The 12,147-nt window shown below is 52.3% G+C and carries 9 protein-coding genes; 4 read left to right on the forward strand and 5 right to left on the reverse strand.

What is annotated here, in order from left to right; translation table 11 throughout:
• Positions 1-26: 26 nt before the first annotated feature.
• The 4 genes from COW20_13435 to COW20_13450 form a co-directional block, all read right to left on the reverse strand.
• Positions 27-1,022, reverse strand: coding sequence for an iron ABC transporter (locus tag COW20_13435; protein ID PIW47204.1), 996 nt, complete (start codon positions 1,020-1,022; stop codon positions 27-29).
• Entirely contained in the window at positions 1,022-1,711 is a 690-nt protein-coding gene (locus tag COW20_13440) for a hypothetical protein (protein ID PIW47205.1), read from the reverse strand. The genes COW20_13435 and COW20_13440 overlap by 1 nt, the downstream gene beginning before the upstream one ends.
• A gap of 114 nt (positions 1,712-1,825) precedes the next feature.
• On the reverse strand, positions 1,826-4,678 hold the full coding sequence (locus COW20_13445) for a hypothetical protein (GenBank protein ID PIW47206.1): 2,853 nt from the start codon (positions 4,676-4,678) through the stop codon (positions 1,826-1,828).
• Positions 4,662-6,245 (reverse strand): hypothetical protein, encoded by a 1,584-nt coding sequence (locus COW20_13450; GenBank protein PIW47207.1) that lies wholly within the window; start codon positions 6,243-6,245, stop codon positions 4,662-4,664. The genes COW20_13445 and COW20_13450 overlap by 17 nt, the downstream gene beginning before the upstream one ends.
• Before the next feature lie 237 nt (positions 6,246-6,482).
• Here COW20_13450 and COW20_13455 point away from each other — a divergent pair, with 237 nt between their 5' ends.
• From COW20_13455 to COW20_13465, 3 genes are all read left to right on the forward strand, one after another.
• Positions 6,483-8,213, forward strand: a complete 1,731-nt coding sequence (locus tag COW20_13455) for a hypothetical protein (protein PIW47208.1) — start codon at positions 6,483-6,485, stop codon at positions 8,211-8,213.
• The gene (gene ylqF, locus COW20_13460) at positions 8,213-9,052 is read left to right on the forward strand and encodes a ribosome biogenesis GTPase YlqF (GenBank protein PIW47209.1); all 840 of its coding nucleotides are present in this window, start codon (positions 8,213-8,215) and stop codon (positions 9,050-9,052) included. Before COW20_13455 ends, ylqF begins: the two co-directional genes overlap by 1 nt.
• Positions 9,053-9,117: 65 nt before the next feature.
• On the forward strand, positions 9,118-10,275 hold the full coding sequence (locus COW20_13465) for a hypothetical protein (protein PIW47210.1): 1,158 nt from the start codon (positions 9,118-9,120) through the stop codon (positions 10,273-10,275).
• Between the two features lie 27 nt (positions 10,276-10,302).
• Here the strand turns inward: COW20_13465 and COW20_13470 are convergent, their stop codons facing one another.
• On the reverse strand, positions 10,303-11,217 hold the full coding sequence (locus COW20_13470; GenBank protein ID PIW47211.1) for a hypothetical protein: 915 nt from the start codon (positions 11,215-11,217) through the stop codon (positions 10,303-10,305).
• 389 nt (positions 11,218-11,606) lie between these two features.
• On the opposite strand from COW20_13470, the gene COW20_13475 reads away from it, so the two are divergent.
• Positions 11,607-12,134, forward strand: coding sequence for a shikimate kinase (locus COW20_13475; protein PIW47274.1), 528 nt, complete (start codon positions 11,607-11,609; stop codon positions 12,132-12,134).
• The last annotated feature ends 13 nt before the right edge of the window (positions 12,135-12,147 follow it).

Genomic DNA, 12,147 nt, shown 5'->3' on the forward strand with positions numbered 1-12,147 from the left:
GCCCTTCCTTTGCTGAAAGCCCTCGCTTAAAACTCCTGCTTGAGCAAAAGCCCCAGAAAAAAGGGCACCCCCAAAAGTGCTGTAAAAATACCCACTGGAATTTCCTGGGATGCCAACAAATTACGCGCCAGACCATCTGCCAGCACCAACAAAGCGGCCCCCAGAAACAGGGTGGGAATAAAAATTTGGCGAAAATTAGACGTTCTGCAGACAAACCTGCCAATATGCGGAACAATCAAACCAACAAACCCAATCACCCCGCTGACTGAAACCACCGCCGCAGAGAGCAGCGTGGCCGCCAGAATCACGCGATTTTTGAGTTGATCCACTTCGATCCCCAGATAGGCGGCAGACTCTTCCCCCACCTGAAGCGCATTCAACGCTTTCAGCTCACGCAATAAAAGCAGGATTCCCACCCCCAGGAAAGGCAAAAGAGCAAGACAATCTTCCCAGGTGCGCCCGGCAAAGCTTCCCATGATCCAATAGACCACAGCTTCCATGCCCTGTCCTTTGAGCACCAGCACCAGCGAGAGAATGGAAGAACTCAAGGCACTGATCGCCACCCCCGCCAGAAGCAGGCGCTCAATCACCACCCGGCCCCGCACCTGGCCCAGACGATAGACCAAAACCATGATTCCCAAAGCCCCGGCAAAAGCCGCAAGAGGAACTGTACTCAAGCCCCAGAATTGAAACTGCCAATTGAGAATCAAAGCCAGTCCCGCGCCCAAAGCGGCCCCGCCTGAAACCCCAATCACGAAGGGATCGACCAGGGGATTGCGAAACAAGCCTTGAAGTGCCAGACCCGCCCCAGCCAAACCCGCTCCTGCCAGACAGGCCAGACAGATACGGGGCAAACGCAGTTCAAGCAGAATATAGCGATCGGTTTCTGAGAGCAGCCGGGGGGAACTGAGCAAGGCCCAGACCTCAGACCAACGGGGCAGATCATGGTTCCAGCCCCAAACCAAGAGGCAAACGGCCAAAAGCCCCAAAAGCCCAAGGGCCAATTGTTTGAGCAGATTCATTAAGCGCGACGGATTTGCAAACGGCGGCGGGCCATGGGCGCAGAGTTGGCTGGCGGATTCTTTTTCGCCTTTTGCTCCAGCCTTTTCACCCGATAAATGCGTTTATTCCATTCAAAAATAATCAGCGCCAAAAGGCTGAGAACCGTAATCTGCCAGGGCAATTGGGGCAGGGTATAACTTGCAAGAAATTGCACGGGCACCATCTGAAAATAGACAGAGGCATAAATCCCGCCCATGACCTGAATCATGACCAAGGTCAGAACCGCAGCCAGTAAATAGGGGCCAGGCAAAGGCTGACGGCGGGGATGGCGGCGCAGCAGGAGCGCACAGAACCAGGCCGAGGGCAAAAGACTGATCAGATAACCCGTGGTGGGTTGGGATAAATAGGCGATTCCTCCCCCCTGGTAATAAATCGGCAGCCCTGTCAGACCCAAGAGGAGATAAACCAAGAGTGTAAACGTCGCCAAAGGGGTACTGAGAATCAAAACACAGGCCATGACCACCATCAATTGCAGATTGGAGGTATAGCTGCCCACATAGAGCCAGGAGGTATTGAACCAGGGTTCGGCATCAGGCAATTGGGGCGGAACCAGTGAGAAATAAGGCATGCGCAAATGCACAAAGGTGGCCATGATCAGCAGGGTGATAAACAAAGCCACCCCGAGAAAGCGAACCAAAACACGCAGCATGGGGGTTTTCTCCTGGGTTTTAAAACAGGCAGAGTTCAAGAAAACTCAGCCGGAATTTAGCTTATTTTAGCATACTCAGGCCCCGTCAAATCGGTGATCGGAGTCCGTAATTTATCAGCAACCATACGGATAACAACCTGAATGGGAAAATTCAAGCTCTTCATAGGCTCCCATGCTGAAACCAGGGCCCGTCGGACGCTGACGCTGCAGAATATCGTAGATCGTGGCATAGACCGAACTGCCCGCATCCGCGATTTCACCTTCTATAGGGGGGGCCAGACCATCATCAGGGGTCATCCAGACCCCATCTGGCCCCATGGGCAGAATACTGCTGAGAAAAGGCGTATTGCTCAGGGTCAGATTGCCACCTTGATCTTGAAGTGCCCCCCCTGTCGAGCTGGAGGTCAGCACATTGCCAATCCCATCTTCCAGGGCATTGTAAGCAAGACGAAGCGTGCCCATAAAGGCATAGATATCATAGCCCGCATTGCCCCAGAAAACGCTGTTGCGCACATCTATACTGGAAGTAGAACCTGACATGCTGATTGCACTTCCAGAAGTGGAGTAATTGGTTGAATTGCCGAAAAATGTGGCCTGTGTCAGAATCGGCTGGGCTCCCCCAATGGAAAGTCCCCCGCCCCCAGCCATGCCAAAATTATTTGCAAAAACAATATTTTTGAGTTGCGGAACAGAAGCTGAATAGGTTTCAATATTCAACCCTCCGCCATAGGCCGCAACATTGTTTGCATTTTCAGAACGGTTATAAAAGAAGACAATATTTTCAAGCAGCGGAGAACCCGAATGGCTAATTTCCATCCCTGCGCCACTGCGATAAGCATAGTTCTCTTGAATCACCAGATTGCGAAGGGTAGGGGAGGCGTTATCACACAGAATTCCAGCGCCCCGTGAATTTAAATTGCTGATATTGTCAATATCAGCCTGACCTCCCCGTACCGTGAACCCATCTAAAACAGTGCCTTGAGAAACACCCACAGCCTTGACCACATGGTAACTGTTGTCCTGGCGGTAAGTAACCCCAAGAAAGATCGGGGGACCGTCTGAATAAAACGCATCGTCTTCATTCAGATCACCACTCAAAACCGTGGTATTTTCTGAAAAATTGCGCTCCATCTGGTCTTTTTCCAGACCTGTAAATCCCCCATAAAGGGCTAGGTTGTCTTTCAAAACAAAGGCACGGCTCCGATCCCCTCCTGGCGCATCAGGAAAATAAACGCCGCCACGCACCCAGACTTCATCGCCCCCCTGGGCCGTATTCAAAGCCTGCTGTAGATCAGAAACAGCGCTGTCCCAGGAAAGCCCTGTACCATTGCTTTCAGCACCTGCATCGACAAAAATGACCCGATTGTCAACAGTGAGGGGGCCAGGTGCAATGAGACGCTCTCCCTCACCTACCCGCAGTTCAATCAAACCCGTTTTCGCCCCACCAGGAATCCTTACCTGAAGTTCCGAATCACTGAGCACCTCATAATTGGCCTGAATGCCCACTTCACTTTCTCCAGGAAAAATCACACGGTAAACGGCGTTAAAATCCGTTCCCCTCAAGGTGAGTAGATCCCCAATCCGTCCTCGAGACGCCGAAATAGAAGACACCCCATAGCGGTAAAGACTGATCGGCTCAGAAACAGAACTTCCCACTTCTACACGCAACTCCTGCTCGCCAATGGCCCCCCAGGGCAGCTTGATTTCCAGTTCAGTGCTGGATGCATTGAGAATTTCAGCTTCCTGTTCCCCAATCAAAACTTTGTTACCGGCCAGGGTGGCATGAAAATTCTGCCCATAAATCCGAAGGGTCTCCCCTCCCGCCAGCTGAGATTTTGAGAGTTCCTCTACCACAGGCTGCACAGGTACTAAAACAATCTGACCCAAAGCCAAATCTTCAGCACCTGTCGCCACCACCTGACGGGCATCAATGGCAGCGTACTCAGCCCCCCCTTCGACCCAAAACTCCAGGTGCCAACTGCCTGGGCGCAAACCTTCAAGATTAAAACTGCCATTGGCGGTCACTTCTAAAAGCGGATGACTGAAATCTGAGGTTTGAATCTTGAGATGGTCGCCTGTCGCAAGGCCCTGCACGGTACCTGTGAGATGCGCCAGGGGCAGGGTATAGTTTTTCTGCGTATCCAAAAGCGCCGGATTGCCTCCCGCTGCCCGCAAATCCGCAGCCAAAAGGGCGGCATTCAAACCGAGCGGATGCTGGCGGGTATACACATATTGGGGACGCGTGCCCTCAAGGCCCGTTAATTGGTCAAGAAAATTCTGCAAAGCCACCAAATCAACTGACTTTGCCAAATCAGGATCCGAAAGCAAAAGCAAATTCATGACCTGGGCTGCAGGCGTGGTGCGAAAAGTCACCTCCTGGCTGACCGCCTCACTTCCGGGCCCCACCGCAAAAACAGCCTGAATCGTCGTTCCGGGAATGGGCTGTTTGTCAGAATTAAAGGCACTGATGGTTGCAAAACGCAAAGTACCCGCAGGCACATTTTCGAATAAAACGGTCAGTGGCTCACCTGTATTTTCAATCAGGTAGTCTTGCTCAGGGTGTTCAGGATCGCGCAAGGCATTCTGAGGGTAAATCAGCTCGGCCATCGGGGGAGCCTGAAGGCTCACGCGCAGATAGGCAAAGGTCTCAAAACCAGAGGGCTGATACACAGGCCCACCATCCAGTGTGGCCGCCTGGGTACGAAAAGATTGAAACAAAAGTCTTGGAACCTGCAGACGCATGGCAATTTTTGCCTTTTGAGCCCCCTGGTTCTGAATTTCGAGCACCCCTCCCAAAACAGGCGCCACCCGAGACCGGCTTGAATTTTGAGAAGACAGCGCAGAAGAAGGGTTTGCCCCCGGCAAAGGCTTTACAGCCACAGGCGCCAGACCCGACTGACAGGCCACAAGCAATAAACTTAAACTTAGAGCAAACAAACGTAACTTCATTTTAATGATAGCCTCCATCAAGCTGAATCGCCCCCAAAAGAATTCCCACTGAGGCCGTAAATTCACCTCCCACCGTGGTCACACGTATCTGGCCCTGCCTTGCAAGCGAAGGCACTTCCACCTGAATTTCACGGTCAGTCAAAGACACCACTGCAGCTTCATAGCCGCCGTCAAAAATCACCCGCACCGGGGCAAAGAAATTTTGCCCCCGTATCACCAAGCGGCTGCCAATTGTCACCTGGGTGGGACTGAGCGATTCAAAAACAGGTGCGGGCCAAGGCGTGGCCGTCGGAGAGGGTTCTGTGGCAGAACCGCCACCCGTGGTGCGAGAACCCGTGGCCAGGGTTTGCACATCCAAAGGAACACTGCCACTTTCTCCTGCCGGATTACGGGCCCGCAACAGAAAATGGTAAGCCGTCTGTGGAGATAAACCATTCAAGGTAAAGGACGTAAAGGTATGACTGTCGGTCAAGACTTGTCCATTCAAGCTCAGGCTGTAGGCGCTCGCGCCACTGACAGCCTCCCAGGCCAGACGCAGATAGGTATCCCCTGCTTCTTCAAGACGAAAACCGGCTGGACTGGCAGGAACGGTGAGAACAGAGGGAGAAGCACTCACAAGAGGTGAGGGCGTGGCCTGAACCGCCGAGGGCTGAGCAGAAGGCGCAGCCCCAGAAGCCTGAGGAGAAGCCGGCGAAACGGGGCTGGGACCACTGCCATTGCCCTGCGCGGGGCCTGTATTCTGGCCACTGTTCTTGCGACGATCCAGCTCAGCCTGAATGCGGGCTTTCAGATCAGCACTTAAAACAGGACTGTTCAATAATTGCTGAAGCAAAGGGGTTCCCATCAATCTCAGAATATGAAGCTGAGAGGCTTCAGGCTGAGCATTCAGCCAGCGCTCAAGAAAGGGCTGCCAGCTTTCCAAAAGAGGGGCACTGCGAAAGAGCAAAGTGGGCGCTTCCTGCTCTGTCAGCGCCTGGGTCACCCATTCGCCCCATTCAGAGAAGCCCTGGGGCCGACTGCGCAAACGCAGTGTAGCCGATTCAGCGGGAAAATCCGGCACAGAGAGTTGACTTTGCCCCAAAGGCAATTGCAGCGAGAGCAACCAGGGCTCGTTCGAGCGAATGCCTTCCCCACTGACTTCAAGCTCCAATTCAAGGGGAACAGGCCAAGAGGCCTCTAAATTGAGTCGGAATTCACGCAGAATATTGGTCAATTCCATTTCTGCACGGGTGAGCTGAGAGGGCAAGATCTCGACCTGGGTGCGGGAGCGGCTCAGGGCTTTTTGTTGGTTATAGGCCAAAACGGTGACCTCTTTGGGGCCCACTGGCAAGCTCAGGCGATAACTTTGTTCAGGTGCGCTGCTGAGTTCCAGCTCCTTGACAAGGGGCTGGCTTAAACCGCTGCCACGAATCAGGACTCTGAAATAACGGGCTTCTGCAGGAATAGCCGCAATGCGTAGGTTTTGCGCCGGTATTTGCCAGTGAAAGAGCAACTGCCCCTGCATAGGAGGGCTCAAAACCATGGGCTGGCAACTGTTGAGCCCCAAACTCAATGTAAAAATCAGACTCCATAATCGAGCATGCATAATACAGCCCCCTTTCCCCCCTGTTTTCAGTTTAATTCGGGGAGAAAAGATTTAGATTGAGCAAGGTCAGGGGAATGACTTGATCCTCGTCAAAGATTCTGAGGGATGATCCTGAAAAATTTGCCCACCTGCGTCCAGGTTTGAGAAACCCACTGCGAAGAGAACTCGGGCGAGCCAGGGGAAATATGCTAAACTACATGGAAAAATTCACCCATCAAGACCGCAAGAGGGACTCGCATGCATTTGGCAAAACCGTGGATCCGTTGGAGTATGGCAGCTTTACTGGCCAGTCTGGCCCTTTCTCCTTTAAGCGCATGCCGTCCTCCCGTGGGCAATAAAACGGTTTACCGCAGCGCCTTTGAAGGCGATGTGCCTTCACTGGATCCGATTCAGATCGGCGATACCCAATCCCATGATGTGGGCCACAATATCTACAATGGCCTGGTTTGCTACCGCCCCCGAATGACAGGCCCCAACCAAAAGCTCTCTGATTTAGTGCCCGATCTGGCGGAGTCCTGGACAGTTTCACCCGATGGCAAGACCTATACCTTTAAACTGCGCCAAGGCGTCAAATTCCACAATGGAGATGACTTCAGCGCTGAAGACGTCAAATTTTCAATCGAGCGTCTGGCAGACCCCCGCAATGCCTCCAAAGGGCTCTGGACCCTCGACGCACTTTCACTCGAAGGACTGGATGCCTACCAAAAAGCCTGTCAGGCCGGTCAAGACGTGCATCTCGACAGTGTCAAAGTCTTGGATAAATACACAATCTCTCTCACTCTGAAAGATGTAATTCCTTTTGCCATGCACGTTTTGGCCATGTCCTACTACTATATCGTGCCACGCAACGAAGTCAAAAAATGGGGCGATCAGTTTTCTTTCCATGCCACGGGTACCGGCCCCTTTATTCTCAAGGAATGGAAATCCAATCAAAAACTGGTGCTTGAAAAAAATCCCCACTATTTTGAGCCAGGCATTCCCAAGCTCGATGAGCTGCGCTACTATATCGTGCCCGATGAAAATATCCGCCTGCTCTGGTTTGAAAATGGCGAACTGGATCACCTGGAGCCCCCGATCCCCGCAGCCAGCTTCGACCGGATTTTATCCGACCCCAAATGGAATAAATTTGGCAACAAAGCCCTGCGTAAAATTGAAAGTCTGAATGATCCGGCCCAATCCAATGTGATCAAAGACAAGGAATGGACGATTCAATATCTGGGCATGGACACCCAATCTGAACCCTTTAAGGATCGGCGCGTGCGCCAGGCTTTTAACTATGCCGTGAATAAGCGCAAGATCATTGATGTGGTTCGCAACGGACGCGGTATTCCCGCCCGTGGGGTTTTGCCCCATGGCTTTCCGGCCTTTAAAGCCGATCGCTCAATCCCCTATCCCTATGATCTGCAAAAAGCCAAGGCCCTGATGGCCCAAGCGGGTTGGACCGACAGCAATGGCGATGGGATTTTGGATAAAAATGGCAAACCCCTGAAAATGGCTTTCTGGCACAATCAAAGTGCAATCTACGCCATGCTGGGTGCAGCCGTTCAAGCCGATCTTCGCGATCTCGGCATCGATATCGAAGTGAAATCTATGGAATGGGCTTCGTATATTGAAAAGATCAAACGCAATGAAGCGACTTTCTTCCGCTTTGGCTGGGCCGCAGATTATCCCGACCCCGACAATTATCTCTGGACCCTCTTCAACAGCCGCAATATTGGGCAGGACAATGTCACCCGCTACAATAACCCCACCTTTGATACCCTGGTTAACAAAGCCCGCACCACCGTCAATTGGCAAGAGCGAGAAAAACTCTACCAGGATGCTGAAAGTATGATTATTGAAGACGCTCCCTGGGTCTTTTTATACACCAATGTCGAATACAAACTCGTGCAACCCTATGTCAGAGGCCAGCAAATGCACCCCCTGATTCGCAACGAGATGAGTTTCGTAGAAATACTGCCCCACTGATGACCACCGAAGATCGTCTGATTCAATGGTATCCGGGCCATATCGCCAAGGCCCAGCGCCAGCTCAAAGAAAAATTGGGCATGGTCGATTGTGTGGTGGAACTGGTAGACGCCCGTCTGCCTATCAGCAGCCATTTTCCCTTCGTTGACGAATTGCTGGGCAGCAAAAACCGGATCATCGCCATCAATAAATCGGATTTGGCCCCGGCAGAAAGTCTTGCAAAAGCCTTGGAATACTGGCAAGAAAAGGGCTTTCCGGCGGTCGCATTGAATATTCCCGAACGCCAGGGCGTACAGGAACTGCGCAAAGAACTTCAGCGTTTTCATGAAGCCCTGTCTGCCCGTATGAAACAACGGGGCCGCCTGCCCCGCAAGCTGCGCACCCTGATCATGGGGCTGCCCAATGTGGGCAAATCAACCCTGATCAATGCCCTGATCAACAAGCGCTCAATGAAAGTCGGCGACAAGCCGGGTGTCACCAAGAGTTTGCAATGGGTCAGTATTGCCAAGGATCTCGAACTGCTCGACAGCCCCGGTGTGATTCCGCCCAAACTGGAAGATCAGCATGTCGCGCTCAAACTGGCTTTGATTGGCTCTGTCAGCCAGCATTCAGCCCCGCCGATCCAATTGGCAGAACTGGGTTTGAAACTGCTGCATGAGGAGTTTCCAGGCTATCTGCAAAAAGCCTTTGGTCAAGACCCGATTTACTTACCCGATGTGGGGCGCATGCGTAATTTTCTGCAAAAGGGCGGAGAAATTGATCTGGATCGCACAGCCATTTCGTTTCTCAGCGATCTGCGCAGCGGCAAATTGCCGCTGCTCTGCCTCGAAAACTTTTAGCGATTTGCTTCAGCGCCCAGTTGCGCCTAAAATGAAGCTAATATCAAAAGCAGAGGGGCAACAGCATGGAACTGATCTATGGCTTATTGCATAAAATCCCGTTTTTTCAGAATCTTCCCTATGAAACCTTAAAGTCCTTGGTAGATACAGGTTCTATTCAAGAAATAGAGCCGGATCAAACCCTTTTTCATGAGGGCGACGCAGGAGATGCCCTCTATCTGATTCTCTCCGGCGAAGTCGCCATTCTCGCGAAAAATGATCAGGGAGAAGACATTCCCTTGGCAAGCCTTGAAGGGGGTTCCTTTTTTGGCGAACTGGCCCTGGCCGAAGGGGGTGTCAGAACTGCCACCGCAATCACACAAAGCCCCTGCCAGCTTTTCAAGCTGAAACGGGAAGCCTTTTTCGCCCAAATGGCAGCTTCTCCCAAATTGCTCTCGCAGGTGATTTCAGCGATCAGCGAAAAGGTGCGCAGCGCCAACCAGCACCTGTTTCAGGAACAATTGCAGAAACAGGCCCTGCAACTTGAAATCGGGCGTGTGCAACGCCAAACCGTTACCCGCATGGTACACGGACTTTCTCAAGAACTGAATGCCCCCCTGCAGAGCGCCAATGCCCAATTGGATCAGCTGCTAAACGGGCTCAGCCCCGAAAAACAAGCCCAAGGAGAAGAACTGCGCTTTCAACTCAACCGGGCCCAATTGCTGGTACAATCCCTGCAAGCTGTCGCCCCCGGTGAAATCTTCGCCCGCCGCGAAGATCTGCTCTGGCCCCATTTTTTCGCGCAGTTTCAAGAACTTTACCGCGCCAGCAGTTTTCGCAAGCTGCCGCTGGAACTGCATCTTTCCCCTGAAGCCTCACCGGAACTCTGGCAGGGCTACCCCTCGCAGATGAGCGAAGTCTTGATGCATTTGATCAGCAATTGCGAAGCACATGCCTATCCACTGTCTGATGATCCTGTTGGCCTGAGCCTGGATCTTGATGGGGAGCATTTTATTCTGCGCGTACAGGATACGGGCTTGGGCATTGCGCCCCAGATCCTGCCCCAGATTCGCACTCCCTTTTTCTCAACCCGCAAGGCGGAAGGCTACAGTGGTTTGGGGCTGGCCGTGGTCGACAATCTGGTCTCTTCAGTCTTGGGCGGCGAAATGACGATTGACTCCGAAGCTGGCACAGGCACCACCGTGACTTTGCGTTTTCCCCGCCAGGCCCCGCAGCAGAGTTAAAAAGCTATTGAAGTCGTTCAGAGGAAATCAATGCCCCAGCGAACGGCCTGCAGCCGAACCCAAAGCATAGGCCGGTCTTTTATCTCCCACCACATAAACCGTGCTGTGGGCCATGACATGGAGCGTGTCGCTGACAGTTTCCACGACCGTATCAGCTGCGTGTTCTAAAATATCGCCACTGACCAGTAAACTGGTCTGCCCCACCTGTTTCCAGGAAGCCAGTGTATTGCCTGAGCCCGGAAAGAATTCCGCGCTGGGAACAGCGACGATGCTGGGCAAGAGTTCTGGGGAATGTAAAACCACATCGGCCAGTCCCGCTTCGGTATAAGCCTGGGGATGGGAGCTAAAGGCAAATTTACGCAATTCAGTCTCGGTGAGTTTTCCGAGGGTACCAGCCTGATAACGCGCAACCAGGTAATCGGTAATCGCTTTCTGCAAGAGCAGGCCTGTTTTCTCAACCCAGCGACGGGTGGTGGGCTCGGCCATCAGGGTCTGGTTGTTCATAAACTTCTGATTGTAATGTTTGCCATAGCCCAGAGGGTAGCCCTTTTCGCCAAAGGGGCCAAGGTATTGTTCAATTGCCTCATAATAACTATACGTGTGTGCGGCCTGAGCCCCCCCGACCTGCTCGGCTTCGAGCCAGGCACGCAAAGCCTTCGCGCCTTCCGCCGTGGGGGGCGCATTTTTATCTGGAGGGGAGAGTACTGGCTTTGGAGAAGTGAGCTGGGGCTGGGAGAAGAGGGGTTGAGAGAGAATCGGAACCAGATTTTTGCGGGAAGTCTTTGCTGTAGGGGAAAGGGTCAGCCTAGAGGTCAGTTGCAGTTCGGGAGAGCTTGATCTTTGTCTTACTTGGGAAGAGCACATGGCCTGGGCTGGAAGAACGGCCAGCTGAGACAGGGGTTGATATCTGTTTTCGGCGTAAAGTCTCTGGATCGAAGCCATATATGAAAACCTTATTTACTATGGTTTATATAAAAATTATACTATACTTAACCTAAATTTAAAATCTTAAATTAAAATTTAATATTTTGAGATCTCTTTTAAGAGAGAATTCCTGGGGTTGGCTGAGGAGATTTGTAAACCTAGAAAGATGAACTGTGCATTTTTGAAACGTAGCGACACACCCTTTGTTGCAGAAGATTTCTCAGTTGCCCGGCTCAGGCGCGTGGTCAAAGTGCAGACAATGCTCGTTTCCACACGATTGGCGTGAAGGCTGTGAGTCTGCGCAAGGGTCGTGGGTATCATTTCGATAACCACAATAATCATAACGCACGAGGTAGATAGTGGCCTGCAATCTGGTCGTAATCTTTGGCCCGCCCGCTGTGGGCAAAATGAGCGTAGGCCATGCCCTGGCAGAGCGCACGGGTTATAAGCTCTTTCACAACCACATGAGCATTGAGCTGGCTTTGCAGTTCTTTGACTACGGCACTCCGGCCTTCAGGCGCTTGGTTGAGCATTTTCGCCAAGAAATCTTTGCCGAAGCCATCGCCGCTCCCCTGCCCGGCCTGATTTTCACCTGGGTTTGGGCCTTTGACCAGCCCCAGGACAGGGAATATCTTTTTCAACTCACCTCCGCCTTTGCTCAGGCCGGTGGACAACGCTATCTGGTGGAACTGGAAGCCGATCCAAAACTTTTATTTGAGCGCAACCGGGGAGAATTTCGTCTGCAGCACAAACCCAGCAAGCGCAATCTCGACCATTCTGAAGCCCATCTGAAAGAGGTGCTGGCCCAACACCGCCTCAACAGCGGGCCTGAAGAAGCCGATCTGTTTTCGGATCCCTATCTGAGAATCAACAATTCAGCCCTGTCGCCAGATCAAGTGGCAGAGAAAATTCAGGCCCATTTTCAACTGAGGTGATAAACACCGAAAA

This window comes from bacterium (Candidatus Blackallbacteria) CG13_big_fil_rev_8_21_14_2_50_49_14 (assembly GCA_002783405.1).
Lineage (GTDB): Bacteria > Cyanobacteriota > Sericytochromatia > UBA7694 > UBA7694.

Bases quoted from the DNA above. Each gene is read 5' to 3' on its own strand.
- COW20_13450 (PIW47207.1), bottom strand. From the start codon at position 6,245: ATGCATGCTCGATTATGGAGTCTGATTTTTACATTGAGTTTGGGGCTC.
- COW20_13475 (PIW47274.1), top strand. From the start codon at position 11,607: ATGAGCGTAGGCCATGCCCTGGCAGAGCGCACGGGTTATAAGCTCTTT.
- COW20_13440 (PIW47205.1), bottom strand. From the start codon at position 1,711: ATGCTGCGTGTTTTGGTTCGCTTTCTCGGGGTGGCTTTGTTTATCACC.
- COW20_13465 (PIW47210.1), top strand. From the start codon at position 9,118: ATGGAACTGATCTATGGCTTATTGCATAAAATCCCGTTTTTTCAGAAT.
- ylqF (PIW47209.1), top strand. From the start codon at position 8,213: ATGACCACCGAAGATCGTCTGATTCAATGGTATCCGGGCCATATCGCC.
- COW20_13470 (PIW47211.1), bottom strand. From the start codon at position 11,217: ATGGCTTCGATCCAGAGACTTTACGCCGAAAACAGATATCAACCCCTG.
- COW20_13435 (PIW47204.1), bottom strand. From the start codon at position 1,022: ATGAATCTGCTCAAACAATTGGCCCTTGGGCTTTTGGGGCTTTTGGCC.
- COW20_13455 (PIW47208.1), top strand. From the start codon at position 6,483: ATGCATTTGGCAAAACCGTGGATCCGTTGGAGTATGGCAGCTTTACTG.
- COW20_13445 (PIW47206.1), bottom strand. From the start codon at position 4,678: ATGGAGGCTATCATTAAAATGAAGTTACGTTTGTTTGCTCTAAGTTTA.